Origin of the sequence: Psychromicrobium ferritrahens, from assembly GCF_043789415.1 — a bacterium.
Classification (GTDB): domain Bacteria; phylum Actinomycetota; class Actinomycetes; order Actinomycetales; family Micrococcaceae; genus Renibacterium.
This window is the reverse complement of the sequence record NZ_JBDLLW010000001.1, coordinates 94831-121456: the sequence shown is the minus strand read 5'-3', so window position 1 is coordinate 121456 and position 26626 is coordinate 94831. Positions and strand designations below refer to the sequence as shown.

Sequence of the window (26626 nt, the reverse complement as noted above, 5' to 3'; positions counted from 1 at the left end):
TCAGCGCGGGGTTGCGCTGAGTCCCATGAGGGAAACGAGCTCGTCTGCTGCCCTTTGCACGCTGTCATTGACAATCGTGAAATCAAACTCGGGTTCAGCAGCAAGTTCCATTTTAGCGGTTTCTAAGCGACGTTGCTGCTCTTCAACGCTTTCCGTGCCGCGCCCGATCAGCCGACGCACCAATTCTTCCCAACTCGGCGGCGCCAAGAAGACGAATCGAGCGTCCGGAAGTGCAGCTTTGACTTGCCGAGCACCCTGCAGATCGATCTCCAATAGCACGGCTTTTCCCTCTTCGACAGCCGCGTCGACCGTGGAACGCAAGGTGCCGTACCGATTCTGCCCGTGCACTACCGCCCACTCGAGAAAAGCCCCTTCCGCGACCAGCCGATCGAACTCCTCGGCGCTCTTGAAGAAATAGTGGACCCCCTCGACTTCCCCTGGCCGTGGAGGCCGAGTGGTCGCCGAAACAGATAACCACACTTCGGGGTGGTGATCTCTGATAAAAGTGGAAACGGTCCCTTTACCGACGGCGGTCGGTCCGGCCAAAACAGTCAGGCCACGATGGTGGGGCTGTGACACTAGGAGCCAGCCTGACGTGGGCTGGCATCAATGAGTTCGATCAAAGCTTTGCGCTGGTGCACACCCAGACCACGCAGTCGCCGAGTGCTCGCTATTCCCACTTGCTGCATGATGGCGGCAGCGCGCACTTGCCCGATGCCGGGCAAAGACTCTAACAATTCAGTGACCTTCAAACGTCCTAGGGCTTCGTCTTGCGAGGCGGCGGCAATGAGTTGGGCAACGGTGGTCTTACCCGCTTTGAGTTTATTCTTTGCCTCTGCACGGACAGTACGTGCCTGCGCTGCTTTTTGCAAAGCCGCAGCACGTTCTTCCACGGTCAAAGGTCTTAAACTCACTGCGAACCTCGTCTAACCTCGCTTAAGCTCGCTGGAGCGTCGGCGACGACTAATAACTTTCCTTGAAACTTATCCGTTCCGGGCCTGCAAAATCAATCCCGGATCAAGGTTTCTTTGCTCCAGAACAGCGAAGTGATTGCTTTTCGCTCGGCTTTCCGAGCAATTCGCTGAGCGCAAGGACCCGGTGGCCATCCCCGGGGTGAAAAGCGGATCTGCCAAGGCGAGTCGCGCTAGGCCCGCAAAGCAGGCTGCGCTCCGGCTCGATCAGCAGCCGTAGCTGGTGCCGAGCCAGCGACGGCAAAACGATCGGCGAGTACCGCGATGGCAGCGCGCAACGGCTCCGGACCGACAACGCTGAAAGGTGCATCGAGCCGGGCGATGAAAGCGGCCAGCCCTGGCCATGACCAAGAACCGAGAACGACCCGGCAAGAGTGCGGGGTCAGTTCCTCGATCTGACCATCGCCGATCCACGGGACGATCTCCCGCGCCGATAGCTCCACGATGAACTCACCGACACATGGCCACTGGTCAGCACCCGCTGAGCCTTTGAACCGAGCCGAGAGAAAAGTGCCGGCGTCGGGGGTCGGCAACTGCCGACGCTGGAACAGCGGCCCGGCGGGAATGCGCGGGGTCATCCGATCGAGCCGATAAAGCCGCCAGTCCTCCCGAGCCAGGTCCCAACCGATCAGGTACCAGCGGCCGCCTCGCGCGAGAACCGTATGAGGCTCGGTGCGGCGAGGTGGAACATCTCCCTCGCCATAGTCGAAACGCAGGATTTTACGATCTCTGACGGCGGTGCTGACCGCCTCAAGCACCGCTGGATCAACCCGTTCTGCGGAATCGCTGCTGATGAATCGGATGCCGTCAAGACGATGCCGCAATGCTGAGGGCATCACTTGACGGATCGTCACTAAGGCGCGTTCCGCCGCCTCCTGGATCTCCATTCCGGAGGAGGATACGCCCTGCAGGGCGACCGCGATGGCAACCGCTTGTTCGTTGTCGAAGAGCAGCGGTGGCAGCTCCGACCCCGCTGCCAGCCGGTAACCTCCGTGAGGTCCTTTAACCGTGTGGATTCGATAACCGAGTTCCCGCAGCCGGTCGATATCCCGGCGCACCGTTCTGACCGTGACCTCGAGGCGCTCAGCCAATACCTGTCCCGGCCAGTCGCGCTGCCCCTGGAGCAGGGATAGCAGCGTCAGCATCCGCGAAGAACTTTCGATCATCTTTCCAGTATGCGTCAGAAGAGGACACTATATGTCCTCTTCCATTGTTTGAATTTAAGCACATCGGCACTTCAACCGATCATCAATCCGAGAAGAAGGACCTTCCATGAGCATCAAAACCACTACCCACCTGAACTTCCGGGGCACCGCGGAAGAGGCGCTGAAGTTCTATCAGAGCGTGTTCGGCGGCCAGCTGGAGATCGCGAGATACCGCGACTTCGGCATGCCGAAGGAGCTTCCCGACGCTGAGCAGGTGGTCTTCGGCCAGCTGGAAAGCGAGGACGGTTTCCGAGTGATGGCCTACGACATTCCGGGCTCCCAGGGCGGCGATCCTCAGCTCATCGCCGGTTCGACGCAGCGGCAGAACGGCATGACATTGACGGATCGGACCTTCTTTCAGTCAGTCCGGGCTGAGACTCTCGAGGAAGTGACCCACTACTGGGCCAGGCTCAGCCAAGGTGCAACGGTTCTGGAGCCTCTAGCGGCCTCGGCTTGGTCAGCTGGTTTCGGGATGCTCACCGATCAGTTCGGCGTCACCTGGATCCTCGACGTGCAGTCCTCCTGAAACAACGCTTCGGCTGGGTTCCCCGGTTTCGGCAACCCAGCCGAACGACGTCGTGATCGGCGCTTCTGAGCAACTCGGAGGCGCTTTTCGTCGTTTACCGGGTGACAAAGCACACACAACTATCGACATTTCGGGCTTCTTGCCCCTAGGGTTGAATGGTGAACATCTGATCTGCTGACCCAGCAGCTTTCTCAATGCGGCTTCCGCTTGCGCGATGTGCCGCCCGTCCGCCGAACCTCCCTCGAAAATCACTTCGAGGGGAATACCCTCCCCCAACAAGGCCGTTTGGTCATGGGGGCCTCAGTCCGAAGACGCCTCGTGAGGAGAAATATGCCTGAAACCCAGAACCACTCGCCCAATACCGAACTCCAGCGCAGAAACATGCAGGTCATCTATCTGTTGTTGGCCGCCACTTTCGTCGTCTTCCTGAATGAAACCATTATGAGTGTGGCGCTCACCCCGCTGATGAACGATCTGCGCGTCGACTCGAATACCGTGCAGTGGCTCTCCACTGCTTTCATGCTCACCATGGCCGTGGTGATTCCGATCACCGGTTTCCTCTTGCAAAGATTGAGCACCCGTCAGGTCTTCATGACGGCGATGATCCTGTTCAGCCTCGGGACTCTGCTCGCCATCGTCTCACCGGGCTTTGAGCTTCTGCTGATCGCCCGGATCGTTCAGGCCTGCGGCACTGCGATGATGATGCCTCTGTTGATGACCACTATCCTCCAGCTGGTGCCGGCCTCTTCGCGGGGCAGAACGATGGGCAATATCAGCATTGTGATCTCGGTGGCTCCGGCGATCGGCCCGACCATTGCCGGTGTCATCCTGAGCCTTGGCTCCTGGCGCTGGATGTTCGGCGTCGTGTTGCCGATCGCCCTGGCCATGCTGGCCATCGGTTATCGCTGGGTGCGCAATGTCAACGAGCCGACTAAGGCTCCGCTGGACGTCGTCTCGGTGATCCTCTCGGCCCTCGGCTTCAGCGGATTGGTCTACGGACTGAGTCAGCTGGGGCACAGCGGGGCCCAGAATTCGACCGGCGCCCTGGTGATCTCACTCAGCGTCGGTGCACTGGCGCTGACCGGGTTCGTGTTCCGTCAACTCGTATTGCAGCGCCGCGATGACGCGCTGCTCGATCTGCGGACCTTCCGCAACTCGTCCTTCACCGCCACGGTGATCATGATGCTGGTCGCCATGATGGCCCTGTTCGGCACCATCATCCTGCTGCCCATCTATCTGCAGAAGGTGCTGCATGTTGAGAATCTCTGGGTCGGCCTGATGCTGCTGCCCGGTGGATTGATCATGGGGCTTTCCGCGCCCATTGTGGGACGGCTTTTCGATAAATACGGTCCTCGACCGCTCATCGTGCCGGGCACCATTCTGGTCACCGCGGTGCTCTGGATGCTCTCCCTGGTGGATGCGAATACCTCGCCGTACTACGTGCTGGTGATGCACATGCTGCTCAGCCTGGGTCTCGGGCTCACTTTCACCCCGCTCTTCACCGCGGGGCTCGCGGCCCTGGAACCCAAGCTCTATTCACATGGCTCGGCCATCGTTGGCACGGTTCAGCAAGTGGCCGGTGCGGCCGGGACGGCACTGTTCATCGCGGTGATGAGTTCGCAGGCTTCGGTGCTGGTGGCGTCCGGGTCCACCGAGGAAGTAGCCACCGCCGCTGGAATCCGCTTGGCCTTCATGCTGGGAGCGATTCTCTTCACCGCGAATATCGTGATCGGCTTCTTCATTAAGAAACCGGCGGAGGATGCTGCGACGTCGGAGGCTGAGGAAGGCGTCGCCGCCCCGATTCACTGAACCAACTGAGCAGAATCAACCAAGCAGCGCTGTGACAGCCAGAGTCGGAAGAGGCAGCCCAGAACGACTCTAGCTGTCACAGCGTCAGGATTTTAATGCGGGTTTAGAGTTCGGCCAGAGTCGTTTGGGTGGCTTCGCGCAGGGCCTGCCGATCCGGGCCAGCAGCTGCGATCCCGCGGCTCGAGGTGGCCAGAACTTGCGGATAGGCCTCGCCGAAAACCCGACGGAGATCCGCTCCGGTGGCGCCCTGGGCGCCGAGCCCGGGAGCCAGGATCGGGCCGCGCAGGGCGCCGAGATCAATGCCCAGTTGCTCCAAGGCATCGTCGACGGTAGCCCCGATCACCAGCCCGGTGCTCCCCCAGCCCTCGGCGCCCTGCAGCGCCCTGGCGTTCTCCGCTGCCGCCTCCTGGACGATGCCCGCCGCTACCGAGCCGGTCATCTGCCCGGCCCCGATGTGCTGCACACTGGGACCCTCAGGATTCGACGTCAGGGCGAGCACGAAGACACCGCGCCCGGTGCTCTCCGCCAAATCCAGTGCTGGACGCAAGGAGCCAAAGCCGAGGTATGGGCTGAGCGTCACGGCGTCGGCGGCTAAGGGTGAACCGTCCTGCAACCAGGCCTCGGCGTAAGCGGCCATCGTGGAGCCGATATCGCCGCGTTTGGCGTCGGCGATGCTGAGCACTCCGGCGTCCTTCGCGGCCGCCAGGAGTTCTTCGAGCACCGCGATACCGGCGGATCCGAAGCGCTCGAAGAGCGCCACTTGCGGCTTGATCGCGGGCACCAAATCGGCCACCGCATCGAGCAGGGTGTGTGAGAACCGCTTGAGCGAGACGACGTCCTGGTCCAGCCCCCACTCGCGGAGCAGCGCGGGGTGCGGGTCGATGCCGACGCAGAGCTGACCCCGCTCAGCCATTTTGGCCCTCAGCCGTTGCCCGAACGATTCGCTCATGACTCTCCCGCTGCTACGGCTTGCAGCAGCGTTTCAGCGTGTTCTTGCAAGCTGGTCACCGACCATTCGAAGCTTCGCATCGCCTCAATCGCGAGCACCGCGACATTGAACTCCGCCACCGTGGTGATGCAGGGAATCCCGATCGACGTCGCGGCCGCCCGGATCTCATAACCGTCGCCGCGGGCTTCCCCACCGGAGGGAGTGTTGAAGACCATATCGATCTCTCCCGCCACGATCAGGTCGGTGATGGTGCCTTCGCCTTCCGCGCTGGTGCCTTCGGCGACCTTGCGCACCGTGCTGGAAGCGATGCCATTGCGCCGCAGTACATCGGCGGTGCCTCCCGTGGAGACGATTTCGAAACCGAAGTCCGCCAGCAGTTTGACCGCCATGATCACCGCCCGCTTATCCCGGTTGGCCACCGAGACGAAGACCTTGCCTTCGGTGGGCAATGAGTTATTGGCCGCCGCCTGGCTCTTCGCGAAAGCGGTGTCGAAATGCCGGTCAATGCCCATCACCTCACCGGTGGAGCGCATTTCCGGGCCGAGCAGGGAATCCACCACGGCGCCTTCCGGGGTGCGGAAGCGGCTGAAGGGCAGCACTGCTTCCTTGACCGCGACCGGCGCACCGAGCGGCAGCGAACCGCCGTCAAACCGCTCGGGAATCATGTGATAGGCGGTGCGCAGTTGGTTGATCGTGACGCCGGTGCCGATCAGCGCGGCGGCTTTGGCCAACTGAACTCCGGTGGCCTTGGAGACGAAAGGCACCGTCCGGGAGGCCCGTGGATTCGCCTCAAGAACGTAGAGCACATCAGAGGCCAGGGCGAATTGAATATTGATCAGCCCGCGCACTCCGACGCCTTCGGCAATCGCCTTGGTCGCTTTGCGCACTCGGTCGACCACGGTGGCACCGAGCGTGATGGGCGGCAGCACGCAGGCCGAGTCGCCGGAGTGGATGCCGGCCTCCTCGATGTGCTCCATCACGCCGCCCAGATAGAGTTCCTTGCCGTCGTAGAGCGCATCCACATCAATCTCGATGGCGTCCTCCAGGAACCGGTCGATCAGCACCGGATGATCCGGGGTGATCTCGGTGGCTCCGGCGATGTAGCGGGAGAGCTGCGACTCGTCGTAGACGATTTCCATGCCCCGGCCTCCCAGCACGTAGGAGGGCCGCACCAGCACGGGATAACCGATCTCATCAGCCACCCGTTTGGCGTCCTCGAAGGAGACCGCCGTGCCGTTCTTCGGCGCGATCAGGCCGGCGTTATCCAGCACCCGGGCGAACTGTCCGCGGTGCTCGGCCAAGTCGATCGCCTCCGGCGAGGTGCCGAGAATCGGCACTCCGGCATCCGCCAGCGCTTGCGCCAACTTGAGCGGGGTCTGGCCGCCGAGCTGCACGAAAACGCCCATCACACCACCGGTGCGCTCTTCGGCCGCGATCACCTCGAGCACGTCCTCCAGGGTGAGCGGTTCGAAGTAGAGCCGGGTGGAGACGTCGTAATCGGTGGAGACAGTCTCCGGGTTACAGTTCACCATCACGGTCTCATAACCAGCTTTGCGCAGCGCCATCGAGGCGTGCACACAGGAGTAGTCGAATTCGATGCCCTGACCGATCCGATTCGGCCCGGAGCCCAGGATGATGATCGAGGGCTTCTCGTGCAGCGCCACCTCGTCCTCCTGGTCATAGGACGAATAGTGATACGGGGTGTAGGCGGCGAATTCAGCGGCACAGGTGTCCACCGTCTTGTAGACCGGGCGGATGCCCAGCGCTTGCCGCACTCCGCGCACCACGCCCTCGCTATTGTGAGTCAGCTCGGCGATCTGCGCGTCCGAGAAGCCGTGGCGTTTGGCGTGTTGCAGCAGGCCCTCATCGAGTTGCGAGCTGCCCCGCAGCTCAGCGGCCACTTCATTGAGCAACTGCAACTGATCGAGGAACCACGGGTCGATCCCGGTGGCTTCATAGAGCTGCTCGATCGTGGCTCCACCGGCCAGCGCCCGCTGCACCTGGCCGAGCCGGTCGGTGGTGGGCCGCTTGGCGGCTTCGATCAGTTCCGGCACGTCGAGTTCGTTCACGCTGCCGAAATCGAGCTGAGTGCCCTTCTGCTCGAGGGAACGCAGCGCCTTCTGCAGGGCCTCGGTGAAGTTCCGGCCGATCGCCATCGCTTCACCGACGCTCTTCATCGTGGTGGTCAGCGTGGGATCGGCCGCCGGGAACTTCTCGAAGGCGAAGCGGGGCACCTTCACCACGACATAGTCCAGGGTCGGCTCGAAGCTCGCCGGGGTCTGCTGGGTGATGTCGTTCGGGATCTCATCCAGGGTGTAGCCGAGCGAGAGCTTGGTGGCGATCTTGGCGATCGCGAAGCCCGTCGCCTTAGAGGCCAGCGCCGAGGAGCGGGAGACCCGGGGGTTCATTTCGATCACCACGACGCGCCCGGTGCTCGGTTCCACCGCGAACTGAATATTGCAGCCACCGGTGTCGACGCCAACCTCGCGGATCACCGCGATCGAGATGTCCCGCAGCTTCTGGTACTCACGGTCGGTCAGCGTCATCGCCGGCGCCACCGTGATCGAATCGCCGGTGTGCACACCGACCGGGTCGAAGTTCTCAATGGAGCAGACCACCACGACGTTGTCGTTCTTGTCCCGCATCATTTCGAGCTCGTACTCTTTCCAGCCCAGAATGCTCTCCTCGAGCAGCACCTCAGAGGTGGGGCTGTACTGGATGCCGGCACCGGCGATCCGGCGCAGGTCCTCCTCGTTGTAGGCCAGCCCGGAACCCAGACCGCCCATCGTGAAGGAGGGCCGGACCACCAGCGGGTAGCCGAGATCTGCGGCGGCCACGAAGGCCTCATCCAGGCTGTGCACGATATGCGAACGCGCCGATTCAGCGCCGCAGCGCTCCACCACGCCCTTGAACTTCTCCCGGTCTTCGCCGAGTTCGATGGCCGCAATATTGGCGCCGATCAGTTCGACGTCGTACTTCGCCAGCACACCGTTCTTGTCCAGGGCAATGGCGGTGTTCAGCGCGGTCTGCCCGCCCAGGGTGGGCAGCACGGCATCGGGACGTTCCTTGGCGATAATCTTCTCGACCACCTCGGGGGTGATCGGCTCGACGTAGGTCGCATCGGCGAACTCCGGGTCGGTCATAATGGTGGCCGGGTTGGAGTTCACCAGGATGACCCGTAGGCCCTCCTCTTTGAGCACGCGAAGCGCCTGGGTGCCGGAATAGTCGAATTCCGCGGCCTGACCGATCACGATCGGGCCGGAGCCAATCACCAGAACCGATTTAAGATCGTCTCTTTTAGGCATTATTCGCTGACCTCCGTGGTCTGGTCGTCCGTGGTCTGGGCTGTCGTGGTCCGAGCTGTTGAGTCGGTTGATTCGGAGTCGGCAGTGCTGGCCATCAAATCGATGAAGCGATCGAAGAGATAAGCGGAGTCGTGCGGCCCGGCCGCAGCCTCCGGGTGGTACTGCACAGAGAAAGCTGGCAGGTCCAGGCAGTTGAGGCCTTCTACGACGTCGTCATTGAGGCTGACATGGCTGACTTCCACCCGGCCGAACCGTGATTCCGGGGCTTCACTCACCCGATCCTTGGGGGCGTCCACCGCGAAACCGTGGTTCTGCGAGGTGATCTCCACCTTGCCAGTGGCCCGGTCCATCACCGGTTGGTTGATCCCTCGGTGGCCGTAGCGCAGTTTATAGGTGCCGAAGCCGAGCGCCCGGCCCAGAATCTGATTGCCGAAGCAGATACCGAAGAACGGGATCTTGCGATCCAGCACCTCGCGCAACAGAGCGACTTGGCGATCCGCAGTGGCCGGGTCGCCCGGTCCATTGGACATGAAGACACCATCGGGATTGAGCGCCGCAATATCCTCGAAAGTACTCGTGGCCGGAAGCACATGGACTCGCACGCCACGTTCCGCAAAGCGCTGCGGCGTCATCGACTTGATGCCCAGGTCGAGAGCGGCGATGCTGAACAACGGCTCGGCTGAGCCATCCTGGCTCCCCGACCAGCCGTGCTCCCGAGGTTCTACGATATAGGCCTCACTGACGCTGACCTCTTCAGCGAGCTGCAGGCCTTCCATGGCTGCCTGCGCCTTGACCTCGGCTACTAGTTCAGCTTCGGGCCGCAGAGCGTCCTGACCGCTGAAGATCCCGGCCTTCATGCTGCCACGCTCGCGTAAGTGCCTGGTGATGGCTCGGGTGTCGACTCCCTGGATGCCGACGATTCCCTGTTTGACCAGTTCTTCGTCGAGGCCGCCCTGAGAGCGCCAGTTGGAGGGACGCCGGGCGGCGTCTCGCACAATATAGCCAGCGACCCAGATCTTGCGTGATTCGGCGTCCTCGTCATTCACCCCGGTATTCCCGATATGCGGTGCGGTCTGCACCACCAATTGCCGGGCGTACGAAGGGTCAGTAATGGTCTCCTGATAACCGGTCATCCCGGTGGCGAAGACCGCCTCCCCCAGGGCTTTGCCCACGGCGCCATAACCGATGCCGGGAAAGCTCCGGCCGTCTTCGAGTATCAACAGCGCTCTGTTGACCGACTGCGTGGCCTGTGTGCTCGATGAGAACTGTGTCATCTCAGCCATCCTTTTCTGTGCTGTTGAAGCTGTTGAATTCTTGAGTCGGGGCTTCTTGAAGGCCGGTCAGTAAAATGCTTCGATCCGCTGCTTTCCTGGTCCGGAAGCCGGTATCGAGTACTTGTTCGCCGAGCCGCCAGCTCAGCACCAGCAGGCCATCTTTTTCGACGAATTTACCGGCCATCCCGCTTTCCAAGCGGACTCCCTCGTAGTGCTCCTTGGCGATGAAGAGATCCGGGGCTCCGCTGCGTTCCAGCAGGATTCCCTCCCGGTGAATGCTCAGGATCGCCCTGGTGCGCAACCCGAGGCTGTGCACCGCGATCCGGTCGAGCCAATCCCCTTCGGTCGTCGTCGCGACGTACTGCCCTTGCACTGAGAGCGCCGGCTCGGAGAGCTCTGGCACCTCCGGAAGAGGCAGCGTATCGGCCTGACGGCGCTGGCGGTTGCGCCAGCCCAGCCAGATCAGCGCAAAGATCGCGAGCACCAGCACGCCCGCGAAGATCGTCGGTCCCAGCTTGTCCATTAGCGGCCTCCGGAGGCTGCTGCATCGACTGGCTGGGCGGGGGTGTTCAACTCACCATCGAGCACCGTGGGGTGCCCGTTGAGGAAGGTGGCGATCACCCGACCCGGCAGTTCCAAACCTGCGAAGGGTGAATTCCTGCCCTTGGTCGCCATCGCCTTCGGGTCAACCGTCCAGCGAGCCGCAGGATCCAGTAAGACCAGATGAGCGGATTCACCGATCGAGAGGGAGCCCCCCTGCCAGGGCAGCTGGCCGATCCTGGCCGGGGTCTGAGAGGTCACCTTGGCGACTTGCTGCCAGCTCATCAGCCCGGTTTCCACCATGGTGTGCTGAACCACTGACAGCGCTGTCTCAAGCCCGGTCATGCCCATCGCGGCCTGAGCCCATTCGCATTCCTTGGCCTCGCTGGGATGCGGTGCATGATCGGTGCCCACCACATCGATGGTGCCGTCGGCGAGAGCGAGCCTGAGCGCCTGCACATCTTCTGAGGTGCGCAGCGGAGGGTTCACTTTGAACACCGGATCGTAGCTGCGCACCAGCTCATCGGTGAGCAGCAAATGATGCGGAGTGACCTCCGCCGTGACTTTGACGCCGCGAGCCTTGGCCCAGCGAATGATCTCCACGCTACCCGCGGTGGAGACGTGGCAGACGTGCAGCCTTGAATCCACGTGCTGAGCGAGCAGCACGTCACGGGCAATAATGCTCTCCTCCGCAACGGCTGGCCAGCCTTGCAGGCCGAGTACCGCGGACACCGCACCCTCGTTCATCTGGGCGCCCTCGGTGAGCCGCGGCTCCTGAGCGTGCTGCGCCACCACGCCGTCAAAGGCTTTGACGTACTCGAGCGCCCTGCGCATCAGCACCGGATCCCAGACGCACATTCCGTCGTCGGAGAACAATCGCACTCTGGCTCGTGAGTCCGCCATCGCTCCGAGTTCCGCGAGACGCTGGCCGGCCAGCCCCACGGTGACCGCGCCGACCGGCCGGACTTCGGTCCAGCCGGCCTCCTGGCCAAGACGATAGACCTGCTCGACCACGCCGGCGGTGTCCGCCACGGGCATGCTGTTCGCCATCGCGTGCACCGCGGTGAAGCCTCCCTTGGCCGCGGCCTGTGAGCCGGTGAGCACCGTTTCGGCGTCCTCCCGGCCGGGTTCCCGCAGATGGGTATGAAGATCCACTAAACCGGGTAGGGCGACCAGGCCTTCGGCGGATATTTCGGTAGCCCCCTGAGATTCCTCTAGTGGCGCGAACCGCCCGTCGACGATCAGCAGATCGGCGCTTTCGCCACCCAATACGGCGGCGCCCTTGATCAGATATTTACTCATGATTTCTTCCGTTCCGAGCTTTCCGGCCCGGTGGATTGCGCCGGGCTGCCGCTGAGCAGTAAGTACATGGTCGCCATGCGGACGGCGACGCCGTTGCGCACTTGATCCAGCACGGTCGAGCGCGAGGAATCAGCTGCCGCCGAAGAAATTTCCAGGCCACGGTTCATCGGGCCCGGGTGCATCACTATGGTGTCTTTCAGGCCGAGCGCATCCAGTTTGGCCAGCCGCCCGTCGTCGAAACCCCAGCGCCGGGAGTACTCCCGTTCGGAGGGAAAGAAAGCGGCGTTCATCCGCTCACCCTGCACCCGCAGCATCATCATGGCATCAACTCCAGCTTCGAGGGTGGCGTCCAGATCGTAGCTGACTTCGACCGGCCAGTCATGAACACCGAGCGGCAAGAGGGTGGGCGGGGCTACCAGGGTGACGGTGGCGCCGAGAGTCTTCAGCAACCAGACGTTCGAGCGCGCCACCCGTGAGTGCAGTACGTCCCCCGCAATGGCGACGCGCAGTCCGGTCAGATCTGAGCCTACCGAGCTGATCCCACGGACCTTCGCCCAGTGCCGTCTCATCGTGAAAGCATCCAGCAGGGCCTGAGTGGGGTGCTCGTGGGTACCGTCCCCCGCATTGATCACGGCGGCGTCGATCCAGCCGGAATCGGCGAGCCGCTGCGGTGCCCCGGAGGCGCCGTGCCGGATCACCACGGCATCAGCGCTCATCGCTTCCAAGGTCTGGGCGGTGTCTTTGAGTGATTCGCCTTTGGAGACCGAGGAGCCCTTGGCGGCGAAGTTGATCACATCCGCGCTCAGCCGCTTGGCCGCGGCTTCGAAGGAAATCCTGGTGCGGGTGGAATCCTCGAAGAACAGATTGACCACGGTGCGGCCGCGCAGGGCAGGGAGCTTCTTGACCTCCCGCTCAGTGACCGCCGCCATCTCCTCGGTGGTGTCCAGAATCTGAAGGGCGTCAGGCCGGGAGAGCTCCTGAGTTGACAGCAGATGCCTCATACCGGGTCACCCTCCCCGCTAGGACCTTCGATCATCACCTGGTCAACGCCGTCGTCGATCTCAGCTAACTGCACGCGAACCCGTTCGCTCGAAGAAGTCGGCAGGTTCTTGCCGACGTAGTCCGCGCGAATGGGAAGTTCCCGGTGCCCCCGGTCGACCAGCACGGCGAGCCGGATGAACTTCGGCCGGCCGAGGTCGACGACGGCGTCCAGTGCGGCGCGGATGGTGCGCCCGGAATAAAGCACATCGTCGACTAAGACCACTACCCGGTGGTCGATGCCGGAGGCGGGCAATTCGGTGCGTTGCGGAGCTCTGGTGGGCTGATGGGCGAGGTCATCACGAAACATCGTGACGTCGAGCTGGCCCAGGATCTCCGAGGGAGTGACTTTGGGCTCCGCGAGGGCTATTTTTTCCGCCAGTCTTCGTGCCAAGGGGAAACCCCGGCGCGGAATACCGAGCAGTACGAGCTGTTCGGCACCTCGATTAGCTTCGAGGATTTCATGCGCAATACGCGTCAGTGCACGGTCGATGTCCGCACCACTCAAAACCACTCGGCCGTTGCCAGCCTGCGTGGATTGAACAGAGTTGTTCATGCCGATGCCCCCTTCCCCGCCTCACAGGACGGAATTAAAGTGGATCGTTGCAGTTCAAAGCTATCACAGCAATATCGCCGTCGATTAGTGCAACTACTTGGATTCAGCAGCTGCCGCCCCGTAAAGTATGGCTATGAGCACCCCCTGGCATGACCCGAATAATCCGCAGCACTGGCCGCAGCCGGAAGCGCAGCAATACGATCAGTATGGTCAGCCGGTCTACCCTCAGCAGGGCGCACAGCCAGCGGGGCACGATTATTACCCGGAGAATCCGAACGGTTACGGCGCGCAAGCTCAGCAGCCCGGCTATGACCAGCAATCCGGTTACCAGCAAGCCAATCCTGCGCCGACGTATGATCAGCAGAATCCCTATGGTCAACAACCAGCAGCTGGGCAATTCGGCCAATTCGATCAATACGGCCAGCAGCTCTACTACCCCGAGCAGAATGCCTATACCGCGCAAGCACCGCAACAACAGCAGTTCATGGGTAACGGTGGCTTCTCAGCAGAGGGCTACTATCAACAGGCTTACACTCCGCTGAACCCCACTTGGATGGGGCAGGTCGAGCCGCAGAACTACACCCCGGCGCCCAATTACGCTCCCGTGCAGCCGATCCAGCCGGTGTGGACTCACCAGCAGGCCAAACGCACCGGGCGGACTCTGAACGTCGTGCTGATGCTCGCCATCACCTGCACCGTGGTGGCTCTGCTGCTGATCTTCCTGGTTCTGCCCAATCTCTATCGGTCGGCGGGCCCGGCCGGCATTATGGTCGGCTTCCTGCTTTCGCTCTTCCCGCTGGCAGCCGTGCTGCTCACCATTTACTTCATTGATCGCTGGGAGCCAGAGCCACGGTGGATGCTCGGCTTCGCCCTGCTCTGGGGAGCTGCTGGATCGATCGGCACTACGCTGCTGATCCAGCCCACCTGGGTCAAGCTCTTCATGCCGAAGGACCTCTCCAAAGCGGAGGCTTCGCAATGGCTGGCAAGCTTTGAAGCACCGCCCGTGGAGGAGTTCTCCAAGGGGCTGGGGATTTTGCTGATCGCGCTCTTCGCCAGGAAGTACTTCGATGGACCGGTCGACGGCGTGGTCTATGCGGCTACCATCGCCGCGGGTTTCGCCTTCACCGAGAACATTCAGTACTTCGGCCGGACTTTCGTCGATCCCGACGGCGGAGCGCTGAGTTTGAGCATCATGTTCATCATCCGAGGGATCTTCAGCCCCTTCGGGCATGCTCTCTATACAGCGTGTACCGGCGTCGCCGTCGGATACGCAGCCCGCAAGGGCAATGTCGGAATGATCATCGGCTTCTTCTTCATCGGCCTGATCCCGGCGATGATCTTCCACTACATCTGGAACAGTGCGCCCTCACTTTTCGAACCGACCGATATCGCCAGCTTCCTGGGCTCTGTCTTCCTGCAGTCCGTGGTGTACGAAGGTCCGCTCATTCTGCTCTGGGGCATCGGAATCTACTTCTTGCGTAAATCAGAGGCTAAGCTCACCCAGCGTCGTTTGGCGGAGTATGCGCAGAGCGGCTGGTTCACTCCGGAAGAAGTCAATATGATCGCTACTCCGGTGGGACGCCGTAATGCGCTGGCCTGGGCAAAGACCTACCGCCGGACTCAGCCGATGAAGGAGTTCATTCGGAAGTCGACCTCGCTCGCCTACACCCGGCAGCGCATCCTGGTGGGTGCCAGTCAGCGTCAGAACCAGCAGGACGAAAAGGAGCTGCTGGACGAGATCACCGCACTGCGGCCCCTCGTCCTGGGTTAAGCCCGCCTCTTAAACGCCGAGTGTGCAGATCTACATCTTAAAGCGTCGTTAAAAGATGTAGATCTGCACACTCAATAAGAGGATTGGGCGATGAGAGGACTAAGCCAGCAGCGTCGGTTTGAGCTGCTGTAGGCGTCCGAGCAAGCCATTGATGAACTGCGGGGACTCGTCGGTGGAGAGGGCCTTCGCCAGTTCCACGGCTTCGCTCACCGCGACCGCGTCCGGCACCTCGTCGTTGTATAACAGCTCCCAGGCACCGACCCGCAAGATGATCAGATCAACCGAGGGCATCCGCTCCAGGGTCCAGCCCTTGGCATAGGTCTGCAAGAACTCGTCAATGGTCTCTTGCCGAGCCGTCACTCCGTCGATCACCTGAACGGTGTAGTCACCGATGATCTGATCCGTGCTGTTCCTGCGCACCTGCAAGATCTCCGAGGCAGACATCTCCCGCTGGCCAGCCTCGAACAAAATATCCAGGGCCCGGCGTCGTGCTTTACTCCGGGAACGAGACCCGCTCGTGCCAACTGACCCTTTAGCCGCTGAATCCACTAGTTGACTCGACCCAAGTAGCTGCCGTCACGGGTGTCAACCTTGACCTTGGTGTTCTGCTCGACGAAGAGCGGAACCTGGATCTCGTAACCGGTTTCCAGGGTGGCTCCCTTGGTGCCCGCGGAGGATCGGTCACCCTGCAGGCCCGGCTCGGTGTAGGTGATCTCCAAGATCACTGAAGCGGGCAATTCGAGGTACAGCGGGGTGCCTTCGTGCAGCGCGATATTGACGTTCTGGTTCTCCAGCATGAAGTTCACCGCATCGCCGACGACGGCGGCTGAGACGGTGATCTGGTCGTAATCCTGGGTGTCCATGAAGACGAAGTCTTCGCCATCCTGGTAGAGGTACTGGTAATCGCGACGGTCAACGGTCGCGGTTTCGATCTTCAGACCCGCGTTGAAGGTCTTATCGACCACCTTGCCGGAGAGCACATTGCGGATCTTGGTGCGAACGAAAGCGCCGCCCTTGCCTGGCTTGACGTGCTGGAATTCGATGACATTCCAAAGCTGGCCATCGAGGTTCAGCACCGTACCGTTTTTAATGTCGTTCGTAGTTGCCACTGTGTCTCTTCCTGGAAGTTCAGTTTGGGATGTTCAACTTGTCAAAAAACCAGCACTCATTCTATCGCGTTTTTCGTGCTGCTCGATTCAAATTCGATTGAAGTTCTGTTCAGGCTACCGAATCGAAGCGCTCGGCCATATCTCTCGCACGTTGCAGGGCCACTGTGGAGGAATAGATCAAGGCCGCCGAAGCACCGGCGGCGACCCGCAGTTCCAGAGCGAGGGCATAACTATTGGCGGCCGCGTGATATTGCCCGGCGACGAAATAGGCCTTACCGAGGTGCTGACGGATCACCGCTTCGCCTTCGCTACCCCGGAATTCCGCACTCAGATTCTTCAAGCGCCGGATCGCCCGCTCGTTTTCGTTGACCGCAGCGGAGAGATCGGCTTCCAGAATCCGCAGCGGCAAGGAACCCGGCTCACGCAGTCTGGCTTCGGCGATCAACTCAGCCGCCGCGCTGTTCTCCCCTCTGGCGAGCAGCACGAAGATCTCCGCTGCGGCGTCTGAAGTGGTAGCTAAGGTGGCAGCGCAGAGCTCTTCGTCAATCACCTCGGGCACCAAGGTCTCGGGATTCGTTGCGATTCCGGGGAATCCGGTCAAGGGCCAGTCTGAATAATCTTTCATTCTGCAATCTCCTGATATGCGGCGAACAAGAGCGAGGTATCAGGGACATCCAGGATGCCGGGTTTGGCCAATCCATCGAGCACCACGAAACGCAGTAGGTCGCCGCGAGATTTTTTATCCCGGCGCATCCCATCGAGCAGCCCTTGCCAACGATCACGCCGATAGCTGGTGGGGAGCCCGAGCGACTCCAGAACGCTACGATGCCGATCGGCAACCTGATCACTCAGTCGGCCGACGCTGCGCGCCAGCTCGGCGGCGAACATCATGCCGACCGATACCGCCGCACCATGACGCCAGGAGTAGCGTTCCACCAATTCGATAGCATGACCCAGGGTATGTCCGTAATTGAGGAATTCACGCTGGCCGGATTCCTTCAGATCTGCGGAAACGACTTCCGCCTTGACCTTGATGGCTCTTTCGATCAGCTCGCGCAGCACCCCCGACGTCGGATCCTTGACGGCTTCAGGCGAGGCCTCGACCAGTTCCAGGATCCGGGGATCTGCGATGAATCCGCATTTGACCACTTCAGCCAGACCTGAGATCAATTCATTGGGCGGCAACGTAGCCAGGGCATCCAGATCGGCCAGCACAGCTGCCGGAGGGTGGAAAGCCCCCACCAGGTTCTTTCCCTCCGCGGTGTTGATCCCGGTTTTCCCGCCAACCGCTGCATCCACCATGCCGAGCAGGCTAGTGGGCAGGTGGATCACTTTGACACCGCGCAGCCAGGTAGCGGCGACGAAACCCGCGAGATCGGAGACAGCTCCACCGCCCACCGAGACCACGGCGTCCGAGCGGGTGAAGTCGTTCTGTCCCAGTACCTGCCAGCAGAAGGCGGCGACCTGAATATGCTTGCCCTCTTCGGCGTCCGGGATTTCCGCGGTCACCGCGGTGAAGCCCGCGGCGGCGAGTTCATCGCGCACCGTGTCCCCGGTCAGCCGCAAGGCTCTCGGATGCACCACAAGTACTCTGCGAACCCGCTCCCCCAGCAGCTCCGGAAGCTTCCCGAGCAATCCACGCCCGACCACGACCTGATAGTTCTCACTGGGCTGAGAGCCGGTTATCTTGATCACTGTCTCGGAGCCGCTCATGGGATTTCTTCCTGTTCTACATTCTTGAGATCGTCTAACTGCGCCAGCAATACCTTGGCCAGTTCCTGAGCATTTCGTCCTTTCACCGGCAGAGTCACCGTTGCCAGCCGCTGATAGACGCACTGCCGGGCCTCGGCGAGCTTCTGCCAGCGCTGTACGGCGTCCTCCCCCTGAAGCAAAGGCCTCGTGGTGGAGCGCAGAATCCGCGCTCTGACGTCATCCACGGTGGCTGAGAGGTACACCACGGTATGACCGCGCAACAACTGCTGAGTCCCGGTATCCAGCACCGCGCCGCCGCCCAGCGAGAGCACATAGGGCTCGGCGAGGGCCAACAGCCCAGCGATCGTCCGAGCTTCGACCTGCCGGAACCAGCTTTCTCCCCGGGAGGCGAAGATCTCGCTGATTCGCCCGTATTGCTTCTCGATCGCCTGGTCCGAATCGCGGAACTCACGATCGAGCTGACGAGCGAGTTCAGCGCCCAGCGTCGTCTTTCCCACCGCCATCGGGCCGATCAGCACGATGCTGCGTGGCTTTTGAGCAGATTCGATCACAGCGACTGCGAACCCAGTTCATCCGGAATATTCGCCAGGTAACCGGAGAGGTTCCGTTGAGTTTCCGCGAGGGAATCTCCACCGAACTTCTCCAGTACGGCTTCGGCGAGTACCAGGGCGACCATCGCCTCGGCGACCACTCCCGCGGCCGGAACAGCGCAGACGTCGGAACGCTGATGATGGGCTTTGGCCGGCTGCCCGGTGGCCACATCAACGGTACGGAGCGCGCGCGGCACGGTGGCGATCGGCTTCATGGCTGCCCGGACGCGGAGCACATCACCAATGCTCATACCGCCCTCGATACCACCAGCTCTATTGCTCACCCGGCGGATTCCGCCGTCCTCGGTCACTACGATCTCATCGTGCGCCGCTGAACCTCGACGGGCGGCGGTACGGAATCCATCGCCGACCTCAACGGCCTTGATCGCCTGAATCCCCATCAGGGCACCGGCGAGTCGCGAATCGAGCCTCCGGTCCCAGTGCACATAACTGCCCAGGCCCGGCGGCAAGCCATAGGCCAATACCTCGACGACGCCGCCCAGTGTCTCGCCCTCTTTATGAGCAGCGTCTACTTCAGCCACCATGGCGGCCGAAGTCTCACGGTCGAAGCAGCGCAGCGGGTCGGCATCCAGGGCAGCGACATCTGAAGACTCCGGAAACGCTGCTTCCTCGGGCGCGGACACCGTGCCGACCGCAACCGTGTGACTCACCAAAGAGATGCCCAATTGCTGCAAGAATCGTGAAGCCACCGCTCCCAGCGCCACTCGCATCGCGGTTTCCCGAGCGCTGGCGCGTTCCAGGACCGGACGAGCCTCGGCAAAACCGTATTTCTGCATTCCGGTGAAATCCGCGTGACCGGGACGGGGCCGGGTCAAGGGCGCGCTGCGCGCCTGCCCTGCAAGCTCCTCCTCGGCCACCACGTCGGCGGCCATGATCTGCTGCCACTTCGGCCATTCGGTGTTGCCCACCTCGATGGCCACCGGACCGCCCTGGGTCAAGCCGTGCCGAATGCCGCCCAGCAAGCGCACCTGATCTTCCTCGAACTTCATCCGGGCGCCACGGCCGTAGCCCAGACGACGGCGTGCCAGAGCAGCCTGCACATCTTGAGTACTGATTTCGATCCCAGCAGGAAGACCTTCAATGATCCCGGTGAGTGCCGGACCATGAGATTCGCCCGCGGTTAGCCATCGCAACATAGCACTATCCTGCCACTATCAGCCTCGCGACCTAGCGTCGAGGCAAGCCAATTGAGTCACACATCACATTCACTAAGCCGGTTCGGTCCTGGATGACGGAATCCGTGAAGATCTCCACCTGCTCCACCGCTTGGTAAAGCAGCATCTCAAGACCGGAAACCACGGTGCCACCGCCGAGTTGCCAGCGCCTGGCCAGTTCACTCGGCCAAGGGTCGTACACCACGTCGAGCAGATAGCCGCCGGGGACTGGAGAGATGGCGGGTGCCAGCTGATCAGCGCCGTGCGGTGGCAGCGTGCTGATCAGCAACTCCGGACGGGCTTCGGAGACCGAGGTGAGCGGACGAGTCCGCAGCTGCACTCCGAGGGATTCCGCCACCGGAGTCAAGGCTTCGGCTTTTCCCGGGTCTCTCAGGTAGAGTTCGACCGCAGTAGCGCCCAGCTGGCCTAAGGCGGCCAGCACAGCCAGTGCGGTGCCGCCGCCGCCGAGCACCACCGGGGCTGGCGCGCCGCTGGCCTGACCGCGATAGCCCGCGTGATTCAGGGCCTTCACAATGCCGATCACATCGGTGTTGCTGCCCTTCAGAGCGCCTTCAGAGGTCACTCGCACGGTGTTGAGCACACCGAGCGCGGCAGCGAGCTGATCAAGTTCGTCCATTTGTGCTCGAATAGCTGCTTTATGCGGCATGGTCACCGAGAGGCCTAGCCAGCCCGGTTCGGCACGAAGTTCCGCAATAAAACCAGCCAATTCGGAGGGCGCCAGATCAATAGCCCGGTAATCGATCTGCAGACCGAGCCAGTGGTAGGCAGCGTTGTGCAGTCGCGGGGATTTCGAATGCGAGATCGGATGACCGATCACGGCAGCTTTCAGCGTGCTCACTGCGACTACTGGCACTTCCCGGTATTCGCCTGGCACCAGGCCTGGTACTTCTTCACATTCTCCTCGTGCTGCGCAAAGGTGGTGGCATACAGCGTCTCACCGGTATCGAGGTTGACCGTCACCCAGAAGTAATAGTCATTTGCTTCCGGATGCGCCGCGGCGCTAATCGCCGCATTGCTCGGCGAGCCGATCGGACCGATCGGCAGGCCCGGATTGGCGAAGGTGTTGTACTTATTGGACTTATCCAGCTTCTGAGCATCGCTGATGTTATAGGTCTTCGTCCCCAGCCCGTAGGCGACCGTAGCATCGGATTCCAGGCGCCCCCGAGTCTCTGCATTGACGTTGTTCAAACGGTTTTCGATCGCCCCGGAGATCTTCGAGTAGTTCGCCTCGTTGCCCTCCGCCTCAATGATGCTGGCAATGGTCAGCACACGGAATTGCTCCTGCGGAGTAGTCACCCCGGCCTTCACCAGTTCATCCGTGGTCTTTTTGATCATCTGGCTCAAGATCTGCTTGGCGGTTAGCTCGATCGGGAACTGATATTGCCCCGGCGCCAGGTAGCCTTCGAGCGAAATCGCCTGAGCGGGCAAGCCGAAAACCCCTGGTGTCTTGGCCAGCGCGGCAAATTCGGCCGCCGGTATATCGGTGGCGGCAGCCAGCGCGGTGAAGACCTCGTCTTGCCGGAGATTTTGTTGAATCGGCGCGTAGTGGACCTTCTGCTTGCTGCTGGCGAGCAGAATCGTCACAGCGTCGGAAGCCTTCATCTCTTCCTTCAGGGGATACACGCCGGGCAACAGCAGGCTGGCCCCGTCGGCGGCATTCAGCGCGTCGATGAAGGCGTTTTCGCTGGCGACCACTTTCTTGCTCACCAGATCGGCTGCTACGACACGCGCAGTGGCCCCATCGGGCAAGGTGTAGGTGACATCCGCTCCGCCCGGTCCGGGATAGTCCTTGGCGGTGTTGAAATCGAGCATCGGGCCAATGGCCTGAAAAGCGAAATAGCCTCCGGTGGCGAAGAGCAGGACGATCAGGATAAAAATCACCGTACGACGACGTCGCCGCACCTTCCGAGAGGTCCGGGCAACTTTTCGGGAAGCCACCAGTGGCTCCTCCTGATGCGCAATGCTCCCGCTGTACGACGCCTGCTCGGGATGTTCGTCCGTGCCGTCGTCGAAAATCGGGCTCATCGGGCTGCCTCAGCCTGATCAATGCAGATAGTAATTTGCTGTCCTCACCGTCCGTTAACGTCGTGCTGCCCGCTGCGGGCAGTACCAACGCGAGCGGGAACCAGTTCCCCCACCGGACCGCTCGCGGACTTTTCCATCTCCAAGGCATGCTGCAAGATGCCAGCAGCTGCCACTTGATCCACTACTTTACGTTGCTCCCGCCCGGCCACGCCAGCCGCGCGAAGCTGCTGATGGGCGCTGACCGAGCTGAGTCGTTCATCGATCAATCGCACTTCGGTGGACAATCCCGCTTCGCTCAGCAACGCAGCCAAGGTTCCAGCCAGTTGCCTCGCTAATTCAGCGGAGCCGCTCTCCGTGCCGCGCAGTGTCTGGGGCAAACCGACATAGACGACAACCGCCTGAGACTCCAGGGCCTGGCGCACGATAACGCGCAAATCCGAGTTCTTCTTGGCGTCGCGGCTCAGCGTACGCCAGGGTGTGGCCAGGATTCCGTCCGGGTCACAGAGCGCTACTCCGACCCGGACGGTGCCGATATCGACTCCCAGTCGCACACCCTTGCGTTCCGCTGCCTCCATCAGAGCGCCAAGACCGCCTCGCGAACAGCTGCCAGGGCATCAGGAATCCGCGCACTGTCGCTGCCGCCGCCCTGGGCGACGTCGTCCTTGCCGCCACCGCCACCGCCCAGCACACTGGCTGCGACTCGCACCAGGACGCCGGCTTTAACGCCCGCGCTCCGGGCGGCTTCATTGGTGGCCACCAAAATCAGAGGCCGGTCGTTCGCGGTTCCGGCCACCGCGACCGTTGCGGCCGCAGAGCCCAGGCGCTCCCGCAGATCCAGGGCCAGTGAGCGCAGGTCGTCCGCGCCGCTCACCGCTCCGGCGTCGTGCGCGATCAACTGGCTGACGCCCACTTGCTGTGCGCTGCCGAGCAACTCGCCGGCAGCCGCTGCGAGCTGCTGTTTCCGGAGTTTCTCCAACTCTTTCTCGGCGGCACGAAGCTTATTCAAAGTGACAGCGATTCGCTCGCTGAGCTGAGTGGAAGGCACCTTCAGCAATTCGGTCAGCTCCGTCACCAGCGCCCGCTCAGCCGCAAGATGACGGAAGGCGTCCAGGCCGACGAAAGCTTCAACCCGGCGGTTTCCCGAGCCCACCGACTGCTCCCCGAGCAGGGTCAAAGAACCGATCAGCGCGGTGTTGTCGACGTGGGTTCCGCCGCACAGTTCACGTGACCAGGCGCCGTCGATCTCCACCACCCGCACCCGGTTGCCGTAATTCTCACCGAACAGCGCCATCGCGCCCAAGGCCTTCGCCTCATCCAGGGGCATCTCCGAGGTCTGCACCGTGAAATTGTTCCGGATCGCGATATTGGCGACTTCTTCGATCTCGGACCGAGTGGCTTGACTGAGCCCCTCACCCCAGGCGAAGTCGAAACGCAGATAACCGGCTTTATTGAAGGAACCCCGTTGCAGCGCCTCAGGGCCGAGGATCTGATGCAGGGCCGCGTGCACGATATGTGTCCCGGTATGGGCCTGTTCGGCAGCATGACGGCGCTCACGGTCCACTGCAGCCTTCACCAAGGCGCCCTCGGGCACTTCACCCTCGCGCACAATGGCCTTGTGCACACTCAGCCCCTTGACGGGACGCTGCACATCGAGCACCTCGACCACGAAGCCATCGCCCGTGATCAACCCGGTGTCCGCGGCCTGGCCACCCGCCTCGGCGTAGAAGGGGGTTTCCTCGAGAACCAGCTCGATCTCCTCGCCGATCCCGGCATTCGAAATCCGCTGGCCTCCGCTCAGCAAGCCGCGGATGGTCGATTCACCGTCCAATTCCTGATATCCGGTGAAGACGGTCTCGCCCTGGCTGAGCAGCTCGTTGAAAGCGCTCAGATCGGCGTGACCGCTCTTCTTCGCCCGAGAATCGGCTTGAGCGCGCTGGCGTTGCTCAAGCATCAAGTTCCTGAATCCGTCTTCATCCACCTTGATACCGGCTTCTTCAGCCATTTCCAGGGTGAGGTCGATCGGGAATCCGTAGGTATCGTGCAGCGCGAAGGCGTCGCTCCCGGAGAGCGGCAGGTTCTTGGCCTTGGACTCCACCACGGCCTCCTCCAGCCGCGCAGTGCCCGAGGCAATGGTACGCAAGAAGGCCTTCTCCTCCGCATAGGCGATGCGGCTGATCCGCTCGAAGTCCTCTTCGACGACCGGGTAGAAACCCCGCATAGCGTCGCGTGAAGCTGGCAGCAGCACGGGCAGGCAGGGCTTCTCGACGCCCATCAAGCGCATCGCCCGGACCGCACGCCGGATCAGTCGGCGGAGCACATAACCACGGCCCTCATTCGAGGGAGCGACGCCGTCGGCAATCAGCATCAGCGCGGAACGCACGTGATCGGCCACCACCCGAAGCCGCACATCATCGCCGTGATGCGGGTCCGCCGGGTCCTCCGCTGAGGTGTATTCCTTGGCCGCGAGCTCGGCAGCGGCGTCCAGCACGGGACGCACCTGATCCGTCTCGTACATGTTCTCCACACCTTGCAGGATCATCGCGAGACGCTCCAGGCCAAGGCCGGTGTCGATATTGCGCTTGGGCAGTTCGCCAGCGATATCGAAATCGACCTTACTGCGCACCGCGGAGAGCTGGTACTGCATGAAGACCAGGTTCCAGATCTCGATATAGCGGGTCTCGTCCGCGGTCGGGCCGCCGTCAAGACCGTACTGGGCTCCGCGGTCGTAGAAGATCTCCGAGCAGGGGCCACCGGGGCCGGGCTGGCCGGTGTTCCAGAAGTTATCGGCCTTGCCGGTGCCCTGAATGCGTTCGTTGGGCAGCCCGATCTTGTCCCGCCAGATCGACCTGGCTTCTTCGTCCTTTTCGTCGCCCTCTTCGTAGACGGTGACCCAAAGACGATCGGGATCCAAGCCGTAACCGCCCTGGTCCTGCGAGCTGGTCAGCAGCTCCCAGGCATAGCTGATGGCCTGTTCTTTGAAGTAGTCCCCGAAGGAGAAGTTGCCGCACATCTGGAAGAACGTGCCGTGCCTGACGGTTTTGCCGACTTCTTCGATATCGCCGGTGCGAATGCACTTCTGAACGCTCGTCGCCCGAGGCCACGGCGGGGTTTCACGCGCCGTCAAATAGGGAATGAAGGGCACCATTCCAGCGATATTGAACAGGATCGAGGGGTCGGAGGAGATCAGCGAGGCGCTGGGCACCACGGCGTGTCCCTTGGCGGCGAAGAAATCCAGCCAGCGTTGGGCGATTTCGTGGGTCTTCATAGGTGTAGCGATCCTTACGTTAGTTCTCGTGGTCCAAGCCCAGAGCCGAGCGCAGCTCGCCCTCTCGCTGGTTCATACCGTCCCGGACAGTATCGATAAAGTTGTGAACATCATCACTGAGCTGGCCAACCGCGCGGTTCAACCCCGCTGGGCCCAACGACTGCTGGGCCTGCCCCAGCTTGCGCACCGCGATGACGCCGATGGTGACGCCTAAACCAAGCCAGAAAATCTTCTTAATCATCTATGAACTCCTGAACCTTAACGGCTGCGTCGACCGCGATTGGTGCTCTTCTTCCGAGCACTGAAAGCCTGCCGCACACCGTAGGAGAAGGAAGCGACTTTGATCAACGGGGAGCCCACGGTGGCAGCGATCAACGATGAGAGCGCCGAGATGTTCGCGGTGGCATCTGAGACGTTGCTGGTCATGCCGTCCACCTTCTTGAGCTGCTCATTCGTCGTGCTGACCGTCGCGGTGACCTCGCCGATCAACGGCGTGGTCTCCTCGCTGAGCGAGCGAATGCTGCCGCTGAGTTCGTCGAAGACCTTACCGAGCTTGAAGACCGGCACCGCGAGGATGGCGACTAAAATTGCAAATACTCCAGCTGCGATCAGCCCGGCGATATCCCCACCCGACATGGGGCCTCCTGACGTTGATGTGGTTGATGTCTATCAGTACCTTACCGAGTTCTTCCGGCACTGGCGAAGCCGCGCACTTCACTGTGAATCGCTGGCCGGCGTGCACCCAATGCGGGTACGAAGAAGCCCGCGGCCATAAGCCGCGGGCTTCCTCTCGCTGAGCTTGCCTGAAGTTCTTAGCTAGCTAGCGTTCTCGGCGTGTTTAGCGTGCGTAGAATTCAACGACCAGCTGCTCTTCGCAGGTAACCGGAACCTCAACGCGCTTAGGACGGCGAACCAGTCGAGCCTGCAGGCTCTCCAGCTTAACGTCCAAGTAGCCGGGAACAGCGGGAAGCACGTCGCGATGCGCACCGGCGGCGGCAACCTGCAAGGGAGCCATCACTTCGCTGCGCGGGTGAACGTGAATCAGCTGGCCTTCGCTCACTCGGAAAGAGGGGCGGTCAACCCGGGCGCCGTCCACCATGATGTGGCGGTGCACCACAAGCTGACGAGCCTGGGCGATAGTGCGGGCGAAACCGGCACGCAGCACCAGAGCGTCAAGTCGCATTTCCAGCAGCTCAACCAGGTTCTCACCGGTCAGGCCCTTGGTGCGACGAGCTTCTTCGAAGACGCGAGTCATCTGAGCTTCGCGGATTCCGTACTGAGCACGCAGACGCTGCTTTTCACGCAGACGAACGGCGTAGTCGGAATCCTGCTTCTTACGGGCACGTCCGTGTTCGCCCGGGCCGTAGGGACGGCGCTCGAGGTACTTGGCGGCCTTGGGGGTGAGAGCAATGCCGAGGGCACGCGAAATGCGAACCGTCCGGCGGGCACGTGTGTTGTTAGCCACGGTGTCCTTCCAATTTC

The 26626-nt window shown here is 61.9% G+C and carries 26 protein-coding genes; 3 read left to right on the top strand and 23 right to left on the bottom strand.

Annotation, left to right across the window (positions count from 1 at the left end; all coding sequences use genetic code 11):
* The 3 genes from gmk to ABDK06_RS00545 form a co-directional block, all read right to left on the bottom strand.
* The gene (gene gmk, locus ABDK06_RS00555) at window positions 1-579 is read right to left on the bottom strand and encodes a guanylate kinase (protein WP_394937838.1); all 579 of its coding nucleotides are present in this window, start codon (window positions 577-579) and stop codon (window positions 1-3) included.
* A complete protein-coding gene (mihF, locus tag ABDK06_RS00550; protein ID WP_394937836.1) occupies window positions 579-914 on the bottom strand; it encodes an integration host factor, actinobacterial type in 336 nt (111 codons plus the stop codon). Before mihF ends, gmk begins: the two co-directional genes overlap by 1 nt.
* Before the next feature lie 230 nt (window positions 915-1144).
* The gene (locus ABDK06_RS00545) at window positions 1145-2137 is read right to left on the bottom strand and encodes a helix-turn-helix transcriptional regulator (protein WP_394937834.1); all 993 of its coding nucleotides are present in this window, start codon (window positions 2135-2137) and stop codon (window positions 1145-1147) included.
* 106 nt (window positions 2138-2243) lie between these two features.
* On the opposite strand from ABDK06_RS00545, the gene ABDK06_RS00540 reads away from it, so the two are divergent.
* Both ABDK06_RS00540 and ABDK06_RS00535 read left to right on the top strand, forming a co-directional pair.
* Window positions 2244-2702 carry a VOC family protein gene (locus tag ABDK06_RS00540; protein ID WP_394937832.1) on the top strand — a complete coding sequence of 153 codons (459 nt, stop codon included), beginning with the start codon at window positions 2244-2246 and terminating at the stop codon, window positions 2700-2702.
* 330 nt (window positions 2703-3032) lie between these two features.
* The gene (locus ABDK06_RS00535) at window positions 3033-4511 is read left to right on the top strand and encodes an MDR family MFS transporter (RefSeq protein ID WP_394937830.1); all 1479 of its coding nucleotides are present in this window, start codon (window positions 3033-3035) and stop codon (window positions 4509-4511) included.
* 103 nt (window positions 4512-4614) lie between these two features.
* Here the strand turns inward: ABDK06_RS00535 and pyrF are convergent, their stop codons facing one another.
* Genes pyrF through pyrR form a run of 7 tightly spaced genes read right to left on the bottom strand, consistent with a single transcriptional unit; the run spans window position 4615 to window position 13475 of the window.
* Entirely contained in the window at window positions 4615-5460 is an 846-nt protein-coding gene (pyrF, locus tag ABDK06_RS00530) for an orotidine-5'-phosphate decarboxylase (RefSeq protein WP_394937828.1), read from the bottom strand.
* Window positions 5457-8765, bottom strand: a complete 3309-nt coding sequence (carB, locus tag ABDK06_RS00525; RefSeq protein ID WP_394937826.1) for a carbamoyl-phosphate synthase large subunit — start codon at window positions 8763-8765, stop codon at window positions 5457-5459. Before carB ends, pyrF begins: the two co-directional genes overlap by 4 nt.
* Window positions 8765-10039 carry a glutamine-hydrolyzing carbamoyl-phosphate synthase small subunit gene (carA, locus tag ABDK06_RS00520; protein WP_394937824.1) on the bottom strand — a complete coding sequence of 425 codons (1275 nt, stop codon included), beginning with the start codon at window positions 10037-10039 and terminating at the stop codon, window positions 8765-8767. Before carA ends, carB begins: the two co-directional genes overlap by 1 nt.
* Window position 10040: 1 nt before the next feature.
* Window positions 10041-10562, bottom strand: coding sequence for a PH-like domain-containing protein (locus tag ABDK06_RS00515; protein ID WP_394937822.1), 522 nt, complete (start codon window positions 10560-10562; stop codon window positions 10041-10043).
* Window positions 10562-11881 carry a dihydroorotase gene (locus tag ABDK06_RS00510; RefSeq protein ID WP_394937820.1) on the bottom strand — a complete coding sequence of 440 codons (1320 nt, stop codon included), beginning with the start codon at window positions 11879-11881 and terminating at the stop codon, window positions 10562-10564. The genes ABDK06_RS00515 and ABDK06_RS00510 overlap by 1 nt, the downstream gene beginning before the upstream one ends.
* Complete coding sequence (locus ABDK06_RS00505; protein WP_394937818.1) at window positions 11878-12882, bottom strand: aspartate carbamoyltransferase catalytic subunit; 1005 nt, start codon at window positions 12880-12882, stop codon at window positions 11878-11880. The genes ABDK06_RS00510 and ABDK06_RS00505 overlap by 4 nt, the downstream gene beginning before the upstream one ends.
* Complete coding sequence (gene pyrR / locus ABDK06_RS00500) at window positions 12879-13475, bottom strand: bifunctional pyr operon transcriptional regulator/uracil phosphoribosyltransferase PyrR (protein ID WP_394937816.1); 597 nt, start codon at window positions 13473-13475, stop codon at window positions 12879-12881. The genes ABDK06_RS00505 and pyrR overlap by 4 nt, the downstream gene beginning before the upstream one ends.
* 133 nt (window positions 13476-13608) lie before the next feature.
* Here pyrR and ABDK06_RS00495 point away from each other — a divergent pair, with 133 nt between their 5' ends.
* Complete coding sequence (locus ABDK06_RS00495; RefSeq protein ID WP_394937814.1) at window positions 13609-15246, top strand: PrsW family intramembrane metalloprotease; 1638 nt, start codon at window positions 13609-13611, stop codon at window positions 15244-15246.
* Window positions 15247-15345: 99 nt separating this feature from the next.
* On the opposite strand, the gene nusB is transcribed toward ABDK06_RS00495, so the two are convergent.
* The 13 genes from nusB to rpsD all read right to left on the bottom strand — a co-directional run bounded on the left by nusB (window position 15346) and on the right by rpsD (window position 26609).
* A complete protein-coding gene (gene nusB / locus ABDK06_RS00490; protein ID WP_394937812.1) occupies window positions 15346-15795 on the bottom strand; it encodes a transcription antitermination factor NusB in 450 nt (149 codons plus the stop codon).
* A complete protein-coding gene (gene efp / locus ABDK06_RS00485; RefSeq protein ID WP_394937810.1) occupies window positions 15795-16355 on the bottom strand; it encodes an elongation factor P in 561 nt (186 codons plus the stop codon). Before efp ends, nusB begins: the two co-directional genes overlap by 1 nt.
* Before the next feature lie 109 nt (window positions 16356-16464).
* The gene (locus tag ABDK06_RS00480) at window positions 16465-16980 is read right to left on the bottom strand and encodes a tetratricopeptide repeat protein (RefSeq protein WP_394937808.1); all 516 of its coding nucleotides are present in this window, start codon (window positions 16978-16980) and stop codon (window positions 16465-16467) included.
* The gene (aroB, locus tag ABDK06_RS00475; RefSeq protein WP_394937806.1) at window positions 16977-18068 is read right to left on the bottom strand and encodes a 3-dehydroquinate synthase; all 1092 of its coding nucleotides are present in this window, start codon (window positions 18066-18068) and stop codon (window positions 16977-16979) included. Before aroB ends, ABDK06_RS00480 begins: the two co-directional genes overlap by 4 nt.
* Window positions 18065-18619: a shikimate kinase gene (locus ABDK06_RS00470; protein WP_394937804.1), complete on the bottom strand. Its 555-nt coding sequence runs from the start codon at window positions 18617-18619 to the stop codon at window positions 18065-18067. The genes aroB and ABDK06_RS00470 overlap by 4 nt, the downstream gene beginning before the upstream one ends.
* The gene (gene aroC, locus ABDK06_RS00465) at window positions 18616-19815 is read right to left on the bottom strand and encodes a chorismate synthase (RefSeq protein ID WP_394937802.1); all 1200 of its coding nucleotides are present in this window, start codon (window positions 19813-19815) and stop codon (window positions 18616-18618) included. Before aroC ends, ABDK06_RS00470 begins: the two co-directional genes overlap by 4 nt.
* 31 nt (window positions 19816-19846) lie before the next feature.
* Complete coding sequence (locus ABDK06_RS00460; protein WP_394937800.1) at window positions 19847-20707, bottom strand: shikimate dehydrogenase; 861 nt, start codon at window positions 20705-20707, stop codon at window positions 19847-19849.
* Window positions 20698-21879 (bottom strand): endolytic transglycosylase MltG, encoded by a 1182-nt coding sequence (gene mltG, locus ABDK06_RS00455; protein WP_394937798.1) that lies wholly within the window; start codon window positions 21877-21879, stop codon window positions 20698-20700. The genes ABDK06_RS00460 and mltG overlap by 10 nt, the downstream gene beginning before the upstream one ends.
* Before the next feature lie 44 nt (window positions 21880-21923).
* Window positions 21924-22454: a Holliday junction resolvase RuvX gene (ruvX, locus tag ABDK06_RS00450; protein ID WP_394937796.1), complete on the bottom strand. Its 531-nt coding sequence runs from the start codon at window positions 22452-22454 to the stop codon at window positions 21924-21926.
* Window positions 22454-25144, bottom strand: a complete 2691-nt coding sequence (gene alaS / locus ABDK06_RS00445) for an alanine--tRNA ligase (protein ID WP_394937794.1) — start codon at window positions 25142-25144, stop codon at window positions 22454-22456. The genes ruvX and alaS overlap by 1 nt, the downstream gene beginning before the upstream one ends.
* Window positions 25145-25163: 19 nt before the next feature.
* Window positions 25164-25385 (bottom strand): hypothetical protein, encoded by a 222-nt coding sequence (locus ABDK06_RS00440; protein WP_394937792.1) that lies wholly within the window; start codon window positions 25383-25385, stop codon window positions 25164-25166.
* Between the two features lie 17 nt (window positions 25386-25402).
* Window positions 25403-25780 (bottom strand): DUF948 domain-containing protein, encoded by a 378-nt coding sequence (locus tag ABDK06_RS00435; protein WP_394937790.1) that lies wholly within the window; start codon window positions 25778-25780, stop codon window positions 25403-25405.
* 202 nt (window positions 25781-25982) lie between these two features.
* Complete coding sequence (rpsD, locus tag ABDK06_RS00430) at window positions 25983-26609, bottom strand: 30S ribosomal protein S4 (protein ID WP_394937788.1); 627 nt, start codon at window positions 26607-26609, stop codon at window positions 25983-25985.
* Window positions 26610-26626: the final 17 nt, after the last annotated feature.